We start from the raw sequence: 16,356 nt of genomic DNA on the forward strand, positions 1-16,356 counted from the left end.
TCGAATTGACCCATCCTGAACAAATCCGTGTGCCTCTGGTTGATATCCCGGCGCAGCAGGAGGAGATCCGGGAGGAACTGGAACCCCAACTGATGGATATTATGGCGCGGGCTGCCTTCGTAGGCGGCAAAGAGGTGGAGCTGTTCGAGCAGCAGTACGCGGACTTTCTCGGCGCAAGGCACTGCATCGGCTCTGCCAACGGAACTGACGCGCTGGAAATGGCGCTAAGCGCGGCCGGTGTAAAACCCGGGCAGGAAGTTATCGTCCCGGCCAACACTTTCATAGCAACCGTAGAGGCGGTTCTCAGAACCGGCGCGCGCCCAGTGCTGGCTGATGTAGACGAAGAGTACTTGCTGCTGGATCCGGAATCGGTGCGGAAGTCGATAACGGACAAGACAGCTGCCATCATCCCGGTGCACCTCTTCGGGCAGGTAGCCCCGGTTGAGCGACTGGAGCCAATAGCGGAAGAATGCGGCGCTGTCATCATCGAAGATGCGGCGCAAGCTCAAGGGGCCACCAGGTTCAACAAGGCCGCGGGTACGCTCGGGCACTTGGCGGCCACCAGCTTCTATCCGGGCAAGAATCTGGGAGCCGCGGGGGATGCTGGGGCTGTCACCACAGACGATGATGCAGCAGCCCGGCATGTGCGGCTCCTTGGTTCCCATGGGAGTGAACACAAGTATCGGCATGAGATCATGGGCCGCAATTCCCGCCTCGATACTGTTCAGGCCGCTGTACTTTCCTGCAAGTTGCGGCGCTTGGCCGGGTGGAATGAATTGCGCCGCGAGGCGGCCATGAACTACCAGCAACTCTTGGCGGACATCGAGGAACTGCGACTGCCAACGTCAGCTCCTGGAAATTCAGACGTCTGGCACCTGTTCGTCATCCGTTTGGCGAATCGGGACCGTGTCGCGGACCAACTGCATGGCGCCGGGGTCTCCACCGCAGTCCATTACCCGGTACCCCTCCATCAGACGAGTGCCTGGAAGAGGTTGGATCTGCCCCCCGTGCACGCCCCAATCGCCGAGTCGGCAGCACAACAGATCCTGTCGATCCCGCTGTATCCCCATATTTCGCTGCAACAGCAACAGCATGTGACGAGGGCGTTGAAGAGTGCGCTGGCAAGGAGGTCGAATTGACTCGAATGAGTCTGGGCGAGGTTATATCGAGAACAGGATCGCGCGGTCTGGCGGATACCTCGCGCCGGGTAGTACGCCGCCTTTACGGCGAACTGGATGCCCGCATGGGGATCCAGTCTCTCAACTTTCCTCTGGATGCAGGGGACGTATCCAGTTCAACCAGTATGAGCACTGGAACGCCAAACACTTGCGAGGGACCAATGCATATTGGTTGGCTCATAACGCCACCCATCCCAGGTGCCGGAGGCCATACGACCTTCTTCCGTATGGTGCGGGGGATGGAAGAGCGGGGCCACCGCTGCACGATTCTGGTTTACAACCGGAATGACGGGGCGATGGAAAGGCACCGCTCGGTCATCAGGAACCACTGGCCCGGCCTGGCGGCTGACATCCATCCTGTCCCGGTGAGCTTGGATGGCCTTGACGCATGTGTCGCCAGTTCATGGGAAACCGCTCATGTGCTAGCCGCCCGTATGCCCCGGCGAGGGGGCCCTTCACCCCACTACTTTATCCAGGATTTCGAGCCATACTTCCACCCTCGCGGTTCGCTTTATGCACTTGCCGAGGACAGCTACCGCTTCGGTTTCAACTTGATGGCCCTTGGACCGATGGTGGCGGAGGTATTGAAACGGGAGGTCGGCGTCCGGTCAAAGATCCTGCCCTTTGGTAGTGATGTAGGTACCTACCGGCTCACCAACACCACTGGGCGCTCCGGTGTCGTATTCTTCGCGAAACCCGAGGCTGAACGCCGAGGGTACGATATGGGCCGCCTGGCATTGCAGCAATTCCATCGAATGCACCCGCGGCAGGAGATCCACGTTTACGGAGCACGGGTCACGGGATGGGGCGTTCCTGTCCGGCAGCACGGAAGAATTTCTCCCCGGGAACTCAACGAACTGTATAACCGGACCATTTCAGGGCTTGCCCTGAGCTTCACAAACATCACCCTGGTAGCAGCGGAAATGCTGGCAGCCGGCAACGTCCCGGTCCTCAATGATGACCAGTCATCCCGTGCGGTCCTCACCAATCCGGAGGCGGTATGGGCTGCAGCCAACCCAGCAATATTGGCAAAAACCCTCAGTGACGTCGTCACGGCCGAGGATGCAGCCGAACGATCCGCGAGAGCCGCCTCCCACCGCGAACACACGTGGGCAGAAACCCAGGCCAGTTTTGCGGCCGCGTTGACTGGCTACGAGCTCAGCTCATTGGGCTCCTACTGACTTCGGGGTCAGTGGGACTTCACGAATCGCATACCAGAGGAGAACAAGGTGCGTATGCCCACAGCTTTTTCGTGGTTGTCGACCCCCTTTTCCGTCCAGACGCCAGTGCCGGCTTCCACCATTGCGTCAAAGGCGCCCTCACCCCAGCAGGGACTGCAGTACGTTCCCGCCCTGGACGGCCTGCGGGCTGTCGCCATCCTGCTTGTCCTGGTGCACCACGGTCTCCAGCCACTGCCATTTGCAGGTTTCCTGGGCGTTGACATCTTCTTTGCTTTGTCCGGGTTCCTCATTACGACGATATTGCTCGCGGAACTTAACCGCTATGACCGCATCCGGTTAGGCCTCTTCTACTGGCGCAGGGCTGTCCGCCTGTACCCCGCGCTACTGATAGCCATCGTGGCCATTCTTCCTTTCGGGTTACTCATCCGGGGCAGCAAGCATCTCTTTGAGGTCGCCCTCGCCGCAACGTACCTGACGCCGGTGGCAGGCCAGTTCTTCGGCAAGTCGGGGCTTACCTGGCTTCAAACCTGGAGCCTCGGAATTGAGGAAATTTTCTACCTGATATGGCCATTCACGCTGATACTCCTGTTTTCGCGCCGCGTCCCCGGAAAATGGATCGTCTCCCTGGCCCTTGGGCTCATTCTGGACGGCGCACAGATTGTGCTCGCCTCCACCGGGCAGGACGCGAGCTACTTCCTCCGCGCCGGCGGCCTGTTCCTCGGATGCAGCTTCGCCCTGTGGCTCGCGGAGCATAGGGACGCCCATTTCGCCCCGTCGTGGGGATATGCCGGCGCACTGACCATAGCCTTCGGGGTGGTCACAGCCGGATTCTGGCCCGCGTTCAGTTCCCTGGCCTACATTGCGGCTGCGGCGGGAACCGTCGCAGCGATTGCTTCCATCGTGGCCGGTCCCGGGAACGCGTTTGCTTTGAAGTCCGTCCTTTCCGTTCCGCCCGTCGTTTACGTAGGAAAGATCAGTTACGAGCTGTACATCTGGCACTATCCGATGGCAATTCTCTTCATGCTCGCCGCCGGGACGGACCAACTCATCAACGTTGGTTGGTACGCCATACCGGGAAGCGCTGTTCTGGCAGTCATCACACACCATGCCCTCGTCAGGCCTGCCGCCAGATGGAAGAAGAGATTTTCCTAAACGAAAAGCGCCAAAGGGCTGACCACAGCCGCGGAGGTCCGCAGTTTCCACACTGTTGCAGGACAGGGCCCACAAAGGCCTAACCGGTTCATCCCGACGACAAGCAGCGCCGGGCTAATTTTTCTCCAAGGCCGATGGGTCCACCCGTGCGGAGGTGCTCCACGGAAAGGGAAGGAACGACGTCGTGACAGGCAAACACGAGATCAACAGCGATGGCTCCATCGCAGGAATGGGAGTGCGCGACTATGTGCGCGTGGCTCGGCTCTACTGGCGCTCCATCGCGGTCGTGACCGTCCTTGTTACCGCCCTGGTAACCCTTTGGGCGGCCCTTCAGCCGCGTACCTACGCCGCGGAATCCAGCGCCCTTGTGCTCACCGTGGGTTCGGACAGCGTCAACACACTCCTGACCGGTGATGCCCTGGCGAAGTCCAAAATCAAGAACTACGAGTCGATCGCGGAATCCCGGCTCATCGCAGATCAGGTCATCGCAGCGGTGGGCTTGAATACCACCGCTGACGCCCTGCTCCCCAGCGTTTCAGTCAACGTCCCCGTGGATACGGCAGAAATTCGCATCACTGCCACGTCTCCGGACCCGCTCATGGCTCAGCGGGTGGCTGATGCATGGGTCACCGAGCTGGCCAAAAGGGTGCAGCTGCTCGAAAGCTCCGTTACCGCCGGCCAACCAACCCCTCCGGCCCTCCCGGTAGGCCTGGTTCCCCTCGATAAAGCGGCCCTTCCTACGGCACCAATTTCCCCTAACATCAGACTCGCTCTCCTGTTCGGCGCAGTTGGTGGCCTTCTCCTGGCCTACGCCGCAGCACTCCTCCGCCATCATCTGGACCGCAGGCTGCGCAGCTCCACCGAGATCGAGCGCCTCTTCGACGTTCCCGTGATCGGGACTCTTCCCTATGACCCGGATATCAGCGGAGTCCTAAAGGTACTGGGCACCGAGCGGCACAAACTTACACAGGCAGGAGAACGGAACCGTGCCTTTGTCGAGGCCCTCCGGGCGCTGAGGACCAACCTTAAGTTTCTCGATGTTGACCACCGTCCCCGCATCATCCTGGTAACCAGTCCGATGACTTCCGACGGCAAGTCAACCGTGGCCAGCAACCTGGCAGTAACGATGGCAGCTACCGGTGAGCCTGTCGTCGTCGTCGATGGAGACCTCCGTCGTCCCCGAATCGCTGGTGCCTTCAACCTCGTTCCGGGGGTCGGGGTGACCAATGTACTCAGCGGGCAAGCCCAACTGGTCGATGTGATCCAAGCCCCGACAGTCCTGTCGAACCTTTCGATCGTGGGCTCCGGGCCAACCCCGCCCAACCCGAGCGAACTGCTGGGCACAAATGCCATGAAGCAATTGCTGAGCACCCTTGCAGCCGGAGCCACCGTACTGATTGACGCTCCCCCTTTGCTGCCCGTCACAGACGCTGCAGTTCTGTCGAGCGCCGCGGATGGGGTGATCGTGGTGGCCAGGGCCGGTCAAACCACACGCGATGAATTTGAAAGGTCCCTCAGGGCACTTCAGAAGGTCCAGGCCCCGGTCCTCGGAGCGATCTTCAACTGCGTTCCGACCAAAGGTGTGGATTCCTACGCGTACTACGGTGCCTACACTGCCTCGCCGGAAGCTGCCACTTCAGGGAGTGCCGGCAGGGGTGTTGAGGGTGATCGGCGGAGGACGGAAGAGGACGGTGCCGAAACCCGGGACCGATTTCCCAAGGAAAGCCGGAAAGCGTCGTAGCCCGCCGGGAACTATCTGAAGTGCTTCGAACGGGAAACAGGAGAAAGTAGATGCCCAAAACTGTCGCAGTTGTCGGCACCCGCGGCTATCCAAGCTACTACGGCGGTTTTGAAACCGCCGTCAGGAAGATCGCCCCCTTTCTGGCTGGCAAAGGTTGGGATGTCAACGTTTATTGCCGCCCGGGTGCCACCAAAGATGACGATGACACCCGCGATCCCCGCGTCCGGACCACCACGACCCCGGGTTTGGAACGAAAGTCGCTTAGTACCCTGTCATTCGGCCTCACGGCGGTCCTTCACAGCATCCATGAAAGTCCAGACGTCGCGTTGGTTATGAACGTGGCCAACGGTTTCTGGCTGCCCTTGCTAAAACTGCGCGGCATTCCAACTGTCGTCAACGTTGACGGCATCGAATGGGAACGTGCCAAGTGGAATGGTTTTGCAAAGTTCGTCTTTAAGCTTGGGGCGCGCCTAACCGCCCGGTTTGGAGATGTCCTGGTCAGCGATTCGCTTGAGATACAGCGGCGCTGGAAAGAGGATTTCGGCCGCTCCTCCCTGTTTATCCCCTACGGGGGCGAAGTCCCGGAGCCCTTGGAAGTTGTCCCGGGCCTGGAACACGACTCCTATGTCCTTATGGTGGCCCGGTTTGTCCCCGAAAATACGGTGTCGGAGTTCTTCAGGGCAGTAGAGGACATCGCCGGTGAGCGTCCAGTGGTCATCGTGGGATCCAGCGGATACGGAGGTCCCCTGGACGAGGACGCAAAAGAGTTGAGTGACCGCCATCCGAACGTCACCTGGCTCGGGCACCTCAGCGACGACAAGAAGCTGCTGTCACTGTGGCAGCACGCCGGCGTCTACTTCCACGGGCACAGCGTAGGGGGTACAAATCCAGCCTTGGTCCAGGCTATGGCCTGCGGAGCACCAGTGGTCGCGCGGCGGACCGCGTACAACAGCGAAGTCCTCGACACTTCGGAACATCTGGTGGATCCGCATCCGGCGGACATCGCAAAAGCCCTTCGACGCATGCTGTCGGACGACGAGCTCCGTTCAAGGGCGAGGACCGCAAACATGCAGCGGGCCGCTTTGCAGTACAACTGGGACGATGTTTGCGGGCGTTACGAGCAGGCACTTATGACGGCGACGGCGCCGGCGTCAAAGAAGACAATCCCGTTGGCAGTCGGGAAGGCCACATGACCATTGCTGACCTGGCCGCCGTGGTGGTCCACCACCGCAGCTACCAGACCCTGGGAGCGACCCTGGCCGCTCTGGTTGCCGGTGGTGTGGCCCCGGACCGGCTCCTCGTGGTGGACAACAGTGAAGAACCCGGCCGCCGGACCGAAGTGGAGAAGCTCCTGCCTCCGGGCGCGCAGGCCATCTACTGCGACAACGCAGGGTACGGCGCAGCAGTCAACCGCGGAGCGGCCTGGCATGAGGAAAACACCCAAGGATGGCGATACCTGCTTGTTGCCACCCATGAGACCACGCCCGAGGGCGATTGCCTCGCCGTCCTCCGCAGCACCCTCGCCGAAGATCCCGGGACAGCGGTGGCTGGACCTGTCCTGGTCACCGGCGATGATGGGAAGACATTCTGGTCGCAGGGCGGTTACCTCACCAAGGTGCTGGGGTTGCCGCGCCACCATGGGCACCTGGCGGTGAGGTCTGAAAATCGGACCACTGACGGCCCGCATCCAGTTGCTTGGCTTGACGGCGCGTTCCTGATGTTCCGCCGCGGCATCCTGTCCCGGCATCCCATCGATGAAACGTATTTCCTGTACATGGAGGAAACAGACCACCACCAGACCCTCCGGCGCCATGGTTGGAAAGTGACAGTGAACCCGCAGGCCTTCGCCTGGCAACACTCGAACGGGGTCCCGCCGTTCTACCTCACGCGAAACATCCAGATCTTCCACGCCAAGCACGGGTCACGATTCCAGGCCCAGGCATCCGCGCCGTACCTTTTCGCACGGTCGGTTGCCCGGGACCTCATCAAGCACCACCGAGCCGCCACGCTCGGCCCTATGCTGGCCGGGCTCCGTTCCGGCCGGCCTTTGGCGGCTGCTGCCCGTGCCAAGGAACCGGGCGGCGTTGTGATCGTCAACCCGCTTGGAGGGGCCCTGGCGCACTACACTCAGGCGTTGCATCAACATGTTTTGGCAGCAGGGATTGGGGCGCGCGTCAGAGCCCTGGATGAGCCGTCCGTTTCCGGCCAGCACCGCCTTACGTGGCTTCTGGAATACCTGGAACTGCTGGGCTCAGAGGGGTGGTACCGACGCGGCCGCAGTGTTCGGCCCCGTATCCTGCTTACCTGGCCGGTTTTGGGTTTCTGGGACCTTTTCCTGGTCAAAGTGCTGTGCGGCGGTTCCTCGTGGGTGGTCTATCACGATCCGGACCCCCTGGTCAGGTCAGTGGGAAGCGGCCGGGCGGCTTCCGCTCTCATGAGCAAAATGAGGGGCCGGCCTGAAACACTCGTACACAGCCAGGCAGCCGCCGAAGCCATGCGCGGCAAGGGCTTCACGAACGGACTAACAGTGGTACCCCATCCGGTGGTCCCCCATTCATCAAAGCAGCCGTTTGTGGGGCCTGATGAGCATGACCCCAGTCGCCGTCCCCGGGTGCGCGTCCTGGGGCAGTTCAAGCGCGACAGGGATCTCGACCTTTTGGTGGCTCTGGCCCGCCGCCTGGGGACCAGCTACGACTTTGAAATCATTGGTCGTGGCTGGCCACCGGTCGAAGGATGGCGGGTGGATGCGCGGTTCGTCCCCGAAGACGAACTGAACCATGTGATTGCCGGCAGCGCGGTCATCCTCATTCCCTACAAACGGTTCTTCCAGAGCGGGATCGCCATCCGGGCCCTTGAGCACGCCGTGCCGGTAGTGGGGCGTGCCGAAACGAGCCTGGGCGATCTCTTTGGGCCGCAATCACCGCTGCTGGTCAGCGGCAACAGCGGTCCCGATAACGACGTCCAGGCATGGTGCAGGGCGATTGAATTCGCCGTAGAGCACGGACAGGCGGAAGCTTCCACGGCCGCAGCTGCTTTCCACCGCCAAGCAGCACGGGAGTGGGCGCTTCTCGTGGCCCGTTGAAGGCCGCTGCCTCAGCCTCCGGGGCGCCTCAAACCAGCAGCTCAGCGCTCCAGAAGACCAAACAAAGGGTCCTCGACCCGGTGGCGGGCATGCCTCCGCGCCTGCGTCGGTACGCCAATGGCATTAGGGCGGCTTGCGATGATCGCCAGACCGACGAGGAGCCAGGTAACAGGGAAGAAAACGGCATTTGAAAACAGGCTGCTCACAAGGGTGAAGAGCAGAAGTTGGCCGGAGATGCTGCGAACCCGTGCGAACGCCAGACCAACCAGGAAGACGATCAAGGGAACAGCAAATAGCGCGCCGTCCACCCACATGCCCAGGACCCAGTTGCTGGCAACGTTGTTTTGGGACTCGCCCAGGGTATCTATTTGGCCCCATACGCCCACTCTGCCTGCAGCGCTTAGGCCATGTCCGTAAATGGGTATGGACGTGGCCAGTTGGAGGAGGGAATCATTTTGCCTGATCCGGGCCTGACCGGAAATATCGTGCTCCTGCACGGTCCCTATCATGGTGGATGCCCGGGTTGTCACGTCCTCCTGCAGTTGGGGAATGGCCGACAAGGCCAGGACGGCAGCAACCGACGCGATGACGACGGCGGCACGGCGCCCCCGCCGTGGTCCGCTCTCCGCAGTGTTGATGGCACCCCGGCTGCGTTGAATTACTGACGCCACCCCTGCGGCGGCGATACACACCAGGAGCGCAATCCAGGACGCCCGGGCCATGGCCAGGACAAAGACCGTCACGTTCGGCAGGAAGAAAACCACCTTCCACGCCCGGGCCATGGAAAGCCGCCAACTCAGCAGCACCCCCGCACCCGAGAACATCCCCAGCCAATCAGGTTCCGGGTAGATCCCCGTGGGCCGCCCGATGGCGCTCACGTCCAGATGCCAGAGATCCATGGGGATGACATGGAATACCTGCAGCACGCCCACGATACTGCCAAAAGTTGAAACGACCAGCAGGCCCCAGAGCATGGCCGCCGCATCCCGGCGGCTGGATGCAAAAGTTATGAGCGCGGCCGATGCCGCAAGCCCCAGCAGCTGAAGTCCGAGAGTTGGGCTGTTGACCAGGTCACCCAGCAGCGTGGTTGAGGCCAACAGCAGCGCGGCGGCCAGCAACGCCGCAATGAGCCGGGGTGTGCCTCTGTTCCTTGCCCGGCCGGGCAACAAGACCCAGCCTACGGCGAGGAACGTAAAGACATGGACCCTGAAAACCTGGACTGCAACGAGCCCTGCGGAAACACCCAGGAGGAACGCGAGAATCTGCCGGCGTCGCGGATGCGTAAGAACAGCCACCAAGCCCAGAACTACGGCAGCAAATGCCACCTCAAGGTACAGAGCCTGCGTGAACAGCCCCATAAGCCCCCGCCCTTCCCTGACAGCCACGGCGCAACTGCGGCAAAGCCGGAGTGCGCCTGCAGGATCCTGCATTCTTACGGTAGGGGCCGGGTGACTGCAGGGACTAGGGCATCAGCCTGGGCATGTGGCTACCCGCACGGACCTTTGTGGTGCCGCAAACCGCGGGAACTACGCAGCCGTCCTGAAGAACAGTTCCGCCACGGCGGCCAGGCGCAGGGGATCCTCCACCCCGCACAGCTCGCGCGCGGAGTGCATGGACAGCAGCGGCACGCCCACGTCCACGGTCCGGATGCCCAGGCGGGTGGCGGTGAGCGGACCGATGGTGGAGCCGCAGGGAACGACATTGTTCGACACGAATTCCTGGAATGGCACCCCCGCTTCACGGCACAGCCTGGCCCAGAATGCGGCTCCAAGCGCGTCAGTGGCGTAGCGCTGATTGGCATTGATCTTGAGCAGCGGGCCGCCGTTCAGCACCGGGTGGTTGGCCGGATCGTGCCGCTCGGGGTAGTTCGGGTGCACCGCGTGGCCGGCATCGGCAGAGAGGCAGAACGACGCCGCCAGGGCCTGCCGCCGCTGGCTCACCGTCGCGCCGAGGCCGTCGGAGATGCGCACCAGCACGTCTTCGAGGATGGGTCCGCACGCACCCGAGCGGGAATTGGAGCCGATTTCCTCGTGGTCGAAGGCCGCAAGGACTGCGATGGGACCGCCGTCAGCCCCGGAACCGGCGTGGGCGGTCAGCGCCGCCAGTCCTGCGTGCGTGGCCGAAAGGTTATCCAGCCGCCCGGACGCGAAGAACTCCCCCTTGCCTCCGAAAACCGCAGGGTCCTGCGTGTCCGCAATGACGACATCGTACCCGCCAATCTGCCCCGGATCGACGGAGGCGCCTGGAACCGAAGCTGCCAACACACCCAGCAGGTCCGAATCCGTTGGGTTCCCCAGCCCCCACACCGGGTTCATGTGCCGCTGTTTATCCAGCACCAGCCCCTCATTCACGGCCCGGTCCAGGTGGATGGCCAGCTGCGGGAAACGGAGCAGCGGGCCGGTGGCCGTGAGGTGCTCGGTGCCGTCGAACATCACCAGCCGGCCCGCGAGCCGGAGCTCGCGGTCCAGCCAGGAATTCAGCAGCGGTCCGCCGTAGATTTCCACCCCGGCCTGAAGCCAGCCGTGCGAGCCGGTGGTGGGCCTGGGCTTGAGCTTGAACGACGGCGAATCGGTGTGCGCCCCCAGGATATTGAACCCCGTGGTCGGCCCAGCACCTTCGGGGACCACCCACGCGATCAGGGCACCGTCCCTGATGATGAAGAACGAACCCGGCCCGCCCTCCCACGGCTGCAGCTCATCCAGGCGGCTGAACCCTGCCTCCTCCAGCCGCCGGCCGCCCTCGTGCGCGGCGTGGAAGCTCGACGGCGATGCGCTGACATAGGCGCCAAGGTCCTGGATGTGGTCTGCGGCAGAGGAAGGCAAAGGCATGGTCCCGAGTCTAGCGCCGCCCTTACTCGGCAGGCGCCGCTGTGGGTTCGGCTGCCACGGCCGGCTGGCGGGTGGCAGCGCCGTTCCGCCGGTAGCGGAGCACGCCGACCAGTACGACCACGGCGGCCAGGGCCAGGGAGAGCAGCAGTGATTCCCGGGTGGATTCCACGATCACCATGCCGATGAGCAGGGCCACGATGCTGATGATCGCTGCCCAGGTGAGGTACGGGAACAGCCACATCTTCAGCTGCAGCTCCTTTGCCGCGGCTCCCATGCGGCGGCGGAGGACCAGCTGCGAGGCGGAGATGACCAGCCATACGAACAGGGCAATGGCGCCAGAGGTGTTCACCAGGAAGAGGAAGACGGTGTCCGGTGCGATGTAGTTCAGGCCGACGGTAACGAACCCGACCACGGTGGAGGCAAGGACGGCAGCGGCGGGAACTCCCCGGCTGGAGATACGGGTCCATGAGCGCGGTGCGTCACCGCGGGTGGAGAGGGAAAACAGCATGCGGCTGGCCGTGTAGAGGCCGGAGTTCAGGCAGGACAGCACGGATGTAAGCACCACGACGTCCATGATGGTTCCAGCGCCGGGGATGCCGAACAGTTCAATGACGGCCACGTACGGGCTCTTTGCCACGGAGGCGGAGTTCCAGGGGAGCAGGGTGACCACCACGGCGATGGAGCCGATGTAGAAGACCAGGATGCGCCACACGGTGGATTTCACTGCCTTCTTCACTGCATCCACCGGGTTTTCTGATTCGCCGGCTGCGATGGTGGCGATTTCAGCACCGAAGAAGGAGAAGACCACCACAAGGATGCCTGCCAGGACGGCGCCCGGGCCATTGGGCATAAAGCCGCCGTTGTTGATCAGGTTGCTCAGGCCCGGCGCGGGGACACCCGGGACGAGGCCCAGGATGGCGGCCGCACCGAAGAGGAGGAACAGGACGATGGCGGCGACCTTGATGGACGCGAACCAGAACTCGAACTCGCCGTACGACTTCACGGAACCGAGGTTGGTCAACGTCAGCAGCACCATGAGGGCAAGGGCCCAGACCCACTGGTCGATGCCGGGCACCCAGCGGTGCATGATGGCCGCGCCGGCCGTGGCCTCAATGCCCAGGACGATGATCCAGAACCACGCGTAGAGCCAGCCGATGCTGAACCCTGCCCAGCGGCCAAGGGCCTTGTCCGCGTAGGTTGAGAACGAACCTGTTTCGGGGTTGGCGGCGGCCATCTCCCCCAGCATGCGCATCACCAGGATCACCACCAGGCCTGCGGCCGCGTAGGCGATAAGGATGCCGGGGCCGGCCTGCTGGATGGCTGCCCCCGAGCCGACGAAAAGGCCCGCACCAATCACGCCGGCGATGGCGATCATGGACAGGTGCCTGGGTTTCAGGGACTTTGAAAGTTGCTGGTCAGCATGCATGGAAGCGCCGTCCTGTTGGGAAATAGCATGGGTTGAGCGACGTGCCGTGGTGGACACCGGCGGACCGTGTGATGCACCACATCGTCGTTTCACCCTAGGTCCGCCATTATCCGCCCTGCTTTGTGCAGTCCAACAGATCTGACTCCAGCCAACAGGACGGGCCTCCAAGCAGGAACCATCAGAAGCAAGAAAAGTTTCCTGTCAGGCATATTTGTCATGTGCCGGAAACCACGCGCCCGCGTGGGCGCGCGGCCGGAACAGAAGCCGCGGCCTATACGTCCCGGCGTTTCAGCAGGACGGCAGCCAGCAGGACGGGAACCACCACCCAGGCGCCGAGGACCAGCCCGGCCTGCCACGCCTCAAGGGTGTCCGGAACGTGCTGGACAGCCGTGAGCGGCTCAACCGTGTTGCCGGGCAGGTACTTTCGGGCTTCCTTGAAGAAGTCCCCGGGGATGAGCTGGAAGGCAAGAGGCGCCACGAAGAAGATGCCCACCAGGCTCATGATGCCGCCTGCGGAGTTCCGAAGCAGTGTGCCCAGGGCCATGCCGATGGCGGCGACGGCTGCCACATAGATGCTGTTGACCAGGAGGAGCTTCACCGACTGGGAACTGCCCAGGTCCAGTTTCAAGCCGTAGTTGTCCAGGATGGGCACGGCCACCAGGCCGGCCACCCATGTGGACACGGCAGTGACCACGAAGGACGTCACCATCACCACCACCAGCTTGGCGGCGAATGCGGGGATCCGCTTCGGCACGGCTGCGAAGGTGGACCGGGCCATGCCCGTGGTGAACTCCGAACTCATCAGGAGCACACCCAGGGACCCCAGGATCAGTTGTGCGAAGGCGATCCCGGACGTGGGGGCGCTGATGGCGAGGTCTCCGCCCTGGGATGCCATTCTCGCGGCTGCCTGCGGATCCCGGGTGGCGGCGTTGGTGAGCTGGCCTGTTCCCCACGCGGACAGCGCGCCAAATCCAACCATGACCACCGCCGTGGAGGCGAGCAGGATCAGCGTGGAGAGGAGGCTGCGGAATTTGATGATCTCCGAGTGGAGGACCCGGAAAAAGGTGGGGCCGGGAAGGGACCGTCCGGCGTTGCGGGAGGCTGGTCCGGCGGGGGACGGCGCCGGTTCGCGGGAGGACATGGATTCAGTGGTTGTGGAACTCATTACTTGCTGACCTCCGCAGCGGGCAGGGAGTGGTATTCGACGTCGTCCTTGGTCAGTTCCATGTATGCCTCCTCGAGGCTGGCAACGAGGGGCGTGAGTTCATAGACCATGACCTGGTTTTCCAGCGCGGCTGCCGCGATGGTTTTCGGCTCCAGGCCCGTTACTTCGAGCAGTTCCCGTTCCGGCATGTCAATGGAGGCGCCCCGTTGGGTGAGCAGTTGATGGAGCCGGTCCGGTTGGTCGCTGCGGACGCGGACCCGTGACTGCCCCTTTCCGGTGATGATGTCCTTGATGGGGGCGTCGGCAATCACCCGGCCGCGGCCAATGACGATCAGGTGGTCTGCCGTCTGCGCCATCTCGCTCATCAGGTGGCTCGAAAGGAAGACCGTGCGCCCCTGCCCGGCGAGGTACCGCACCAGGTTCCGCACCCACACCACACCCTCAGGGTCCAGGCCGTTGACCGGTTCGTCCAGGATGAGGGTCTGCGGGTCCCCCAGCAGGGCGGCCGCGATACCCAGCCGCTGGCCCATGCCCAGCGAGAAACCGCCGGCCTTCTTGCGGGCCACGGCCTCCAGCCCGGTCATTTCGATCACCTCGTGAACCCGGGCTTTGGGGATGCTGTGCGTGGCCGCCATGGCCAGCAGGTGGTTGTAGGCGCTGCGGCTGGTATGGACCGCTTTGGCGTCAAGCAGGGCACCCACCTGCCGCAGCGGCGCCTTGTGCCGGACGTATGGCAGGCCGTTCACCGTGACAGATCCGGACGTTGGCCGGTCCAGCCCCATGATCATCCGCATGGTGGTGGACTTTCCTGCCCCGTTGGGTCCCAAAAAGCCGGTGACTTGCCCTGCCTTAACGGTGAAACTGACACCGGCCACGGCGGTTTTGGCGCCGTAGACCTTGGTCAGCCCGTTTGCCTCGATCATGAATCATCCTTTGGACGGCAGCGCGCGGCTGCGGACGGTTTTCGGTGGGTGTTCATGCCCCACGCTACCGAGGTGCGGGCAGCTTATCGCCCCAAGTCAGGGATGATTCAGGGGAGAATCAGGGTCCTCCCCACGCCCTCTTGGTCTGGGCGGGGTCCGCTTTGGCCAGGACAGCCGCCTGCTCAGGACCGCGGTGAGTAGTAGGTCAGGGCTTTTGGCCGGACCCGGTAGGCCACGTGGCGTACTCCGGCCAGGGCCTCCCCGTCCACTGCCAGAGCCATGGGTGTGCCGTCAGCATCGATCCTGACTTGCGTTGCCTCCCGCAGATGGGTGATCCGGGAGCTTGCCACAGTGCCCGTGAGCACGGACCAGAGCAAGCGCAGCCTGGCAAAGGACTCATCGGCGGTGATCAACCGGACATCCAGCACGCCGTCGTCCATTACAGGCCGGATCAGGGGTGCATGGTCGCGGGGGTAGTAGCGGCCCCGGCCCAGGTAGGCGATCCACACCTTGTGCCGCTTCCCGTCCACCGTGATCGTGGTGGGCGTACCCGCCGCAAAGGTTCTGAACATGGCAGCGACGCCCGCGAGCGGTTTTCCGAGCGCAGGCTGCAGGTGCTCCCGTCGCCGGACAAAGTTCGGGTAGAGACCAATGCTGGACGTGTTCAGCATCGCCACCTCGGATACCTCCGGGTTCCCGGCGAGGCCCCGCTCCGCGGTGACCACTCCGATGTCTGCCAACGCGGCCTCACCGTTGCTCGCAGCCCGCACCGCGTCCTTCAGGCTCCCCGTCCCCGCGTCCCGGGCAAAATGGTTCAGGGTTCCGCCGGGGAGGACCAGCAAGGGCAAAGAGCGTTCGACGGCGGCCGCGGCCGCTGCGCCCACCGTGCCGTCCCCGCCCCACACACCCAGGGCGCGGGTACCAGGGAAATCAGCGGTGGCGGCGATTCGCTGCAGCAGGTCCTCATCAGGCTGCACGGTATTTATATGCGCTTTGGGAAATACTTCCTGCAAAGCACCCGCAGTCTCCTCCTTAAAGGAGCCACCCAAGGTATTGACCACGATGCTCAGGCCTTCACCGCCAGGCAGTTGGGGCGCATTGGTCCATGCCCGGGTGGTCTGCGGAATGGGCGGGCGGACCGGCCACCAGTGGCGCGTTACCAGGGCAGCACCGGCACCGAGGGCCGAACCGAACAGGACGTCGGAGGGCCAGTGCGCGCCGGTGTGCACCCTCGAGTAGGCCACACCCAAAGCAGCGGGTGCCAGTGCCGCGCCCAGGGCGGGGCGGACCAAACCCACTCCCACGGCGAACGCTACGGCGGATGCCGAATGGCCGGACGGCATGGAGGAACTGGTGGGCTGCGGGTGTACGAAGCGGAAGACCGGCAGATGTTCAGGAAGCGGACGGGTCCGGGGGAGCAGCGTCTTGAACACCATGTTGGTCACAGCCGAGGCCACCCCCTGGGCGATCAGGCCGTGCAGCGCAGCCCTCCTGGTCTTGCCCGGGAAGAGCGCCATCACCGCAGCCGTCCCAATCCAGAGCTTGCCCTGGTTTGCGGAGGCCGAAAGCCGCCGGAAGAAGACATCGTGGTTGCCACCCGGCAGGTTGGAGACATGCCTTAAGAGGTATCTATCCAGGCGGCTGATCCAGGTCCGGCCCCTTGGCCTGCTGCTTTGCATG

12 protein-coding genes are annotated in these 16,356 nt (G+C 63.3%); 6 read left to right on the forward strand and 6 right to left on the reverse strand.

Features of this window, described 5'->3' with window-relative positions:
• Window positions 1-5 precede the first annotated feature (5 nt).
• The 6 genes from ACFO0G_RS13660 (at window position 6) to ACFO0G_RS13685 (ending at window position 8,334) form a co-directional block, all read left to right on the forward strand.
• Window positions 6-1,139: a DegT/DnrJ/EryC1/StrS family aminotransferase gene (locus tag ACFO0G_RS13660; protein WP_286400566.1), complete on the forward strand. Its 1,134-nt coding sequence runs from the start codon at window positions 6-8 to the stop codon at window positions 1,137-1,139.
• A gap of 278 nt (window positions 1,140-1,417) precedes the next feature.
• Window positions 1,418-2,359, forward strand: a complete 942-nt coding sequence (locus tag ACFO0G_RS13665; protein ID WP_286400567.1) for a rhamnosyltransferase WsaF family glycosyltransferase — start codon at window positions 1,418-1,420, stop codon at window positions 2,357-2,359.
• Window positions 2,360-2,413: 54 nt separating this feature from the next.
• Window positions 2,414-3,511 (forward strand): acyltransferase family protein, encoded by a 1,098-nt coding sequence (locus ACFO0G_RS13670; RefSeq protein ID WP_286400568.1) that lies wholly within the window; start codon window positions 2,414-2,416, stop codon window positions 3,509-3,511.
• 184 nt (window positions 3,512-3,695) lie between these two features.
• A complete protein-coding gene (locus ACFO0G_RS13675) occupies window positions 3,696-5,252 on the forward strand; it encodes a tyrosine-protein kinase domain-containing protein (protein ID WP_286400570.1) in 1,557 nt (518 codons plus the stop codon).
• Between the two features lie 50 nt (window positions 5,253-5,302).
• Window positions 5,303-6,445 (forward strand): glycosyltransferase, encoded by a 1,143-nt coding sequence (locus ACFO0G_RS13680; protein ID WP_286400572.1) that lies wholly within the window; start codon window positions 5,303-5,305, stop codon window positions 6,443-6,445.
• Window positions 6,442-8,334, forward strand: a complete 1,893-nt coding sequence (locus ACFO0G_RS13685; RefSeq protein ID WP_286400574.1) for a glycosyltransferase family 2 protein — start codon at window positions 6,442-6,444, stop codon at window positions 8,332-8,334. Before ACFO0G_RS13680 ends, ACFO0G_RS13685 begins: the two co-directional genes overlap by 4 nt.
• A 41-nt stretch (window positions 8,335-8,375) precedes the next feature.
• On the opposite strand, the gene ACFO0G_RS13690 is transcribed toward ACFO0G_RS13685, so the two are convergent.
• The 6 genes from ACFO0G_RS13690 to ACFO0G_RS13715 form a co-directional block, all read right to left on the reverse strand.
• Window positions 8,376-9,692, reverse strand: a complete 1,317-nt coding sequence (locus tag ACFO0G_RS13690) for an O-antigen ligase family protein (RefSeq protein ID WP_286400576.1) — start codon at window positions 9,690-9,692, stop codon at window positions 8,376-8,378.
• A gap of 168 nt (window positions 9,693-9,860) precedes the next feature.
• Window positions 9,861-11,162 (reverse strand): M18 family aminopeptidase, encoded by a 1,302-nt coding sequence (locus ACFO0G_RS13695; RefSeq protein ID WP_376978244.1) that lies wholly within the window; start codon window positions 11,160-11,162, stop codon window positions 9,861-9,863.
• Between the two features lie 22 nt (window positions 11,163-11,184).
• The gene (locus ACFO0G_RS13700; RefSeq protein ID WP_376978246.1) at window positions 11,185-12,588 is read right to left on the reverse strand and encodes an amino acid permease; all 1,404 of its coding nucleotides are present in this window, start codon (window positions 12,586-12,588) and stop codon (window positions 11,185-11,187) included.
• A gap of 271 nt (window positions 12,589-12,859) precedes the next feature.
• Window positions 12,860-13,753 (reverse strand): ABC transporter permease, encoded by an 894-nt coding sequence (locus tag ACFO0G_RS13705; protein ID WP_376978248.1) that lies wholly within the window; start codon window positions 13,751-13,753, stop codon window positions 12,860-12,862.
• Entirely contained in the window at window positions 13,753-14,676 is a 924-nt protein-coding gene (locus tag ACFO0G_RS13710) for an ABC transporter ATP-binding protein (RefSeq protein WP_376978250.1), read from the reverse strand. The genes ACFO0G_RS13705 and ACFO0G_RS13710 overlap by 1 nt, the downstream gene beginning before the upstream one ends.
• Window positions 14,677-14,858: 182 nt before the next feature.
• Complete coding sequence (locus ACFO0G_RS13715; protein WP_376978252.1) at window positions 14,859-16,355, reverse strand: bifunctional phosphatase PAP2/diacylglycerol kinase family protein; 1,497 nt, start codon at window positions 16,353-16,355, stop codon at window positions 14,859-14,861.
• Window position 16,356: the final 1 nt, after the last annotated feature.

The sequence above is a fragment of the Arthrobacter sedimenti genome (assembly GCF_042652025.1).
Taxonomy (GTDB): Bacteria; Actinomycetota; Actinomycetes; order Actinomycetales; family Micrococcaceae; genus Arthrobacter; species Arthrobacter sedimenti.

What these genes read in the sequence shown, in the direction of transcription:
- ACFO0G_RS13700 (WP_376978246.1), bottom strand. Translation starts at nt 12,588, where the DNA reads ATGCATGCTGACCAGCAACTTTCAAAGTCCCTGAAACCCAGGCACCTG.
- ACFO0G_RS13685 (WP_286400574.1), top strand. Translation starts at nt 6,442, where the DNA reads ATGACCATTGCTGACCTGGCCGCCGTGGTGGTCCACCACCGCAGCTAC.
- ACFO0G_RS13705 (WP_376978248.1), bottom strand. Translation starts at nt 13,753, where the DNA reads ATGAGTTCCACAACCACTGAATCCATGTCCTCCCGCGAACCGGCGCCG.
- ACFO0G_RS13670 (WP_286400568.1), top strand. Translation starts at nt 2,414, where the DNA reads ATGCCCACAGCTTTTTCGTGGTTGTCGACCCCCTTTTCCGTCCAGACG.
- ACFO0G_RS13680 (WP_286400572.1), top strand. Translation starts at nt 5,303, where the DNA reads ATGCCCAAAACTGTCGCAGTTGTCGGCACCCGCGGCTATCCAAGCTAC.
- ACFO0G_RS13715 (WP_376978252.1), bottom strand. Translation starts at nt 16,355, where the DNA reads ATGCAAAGCAGCAGGCCAAGGGGCCGGACCTGGATCAGCCGCCTGGAT.
- ACFO0G_RS13665 (WP_286400567.1), top strand. Translation starts at nt 1,418, where the DNA reads ATGGAAGAGCGGGGCCACCGCTGCACGATTCTGGTTTACAACCGGAAT.
- ACFO0G_RS13695 (WP_376978244.1), bottom strand. Translation starts at nt 11,162, where the DNA reads ATGCCTTTGCCTTCCTCTGCCGCAGACCACATCCAGGACCTTGGCGCC.
- ACFO0G_RS13690 (WP_286400576.1), bottom strand. Translation starts at nt 9,692, where the DNA reads ATGGGGCTGTTCACGCAGGCTCTGTACCTTGAGGTGGCATTTGCTGCC.
- ACFO0G_RS13710 (WP_376978250.1), bottom strand. Translation starts at nt 14,676, where the DNA reads ATGATCGAGGCAAACGGGCTGACCAAGGTCTACGGCGCCAAAACCGCC.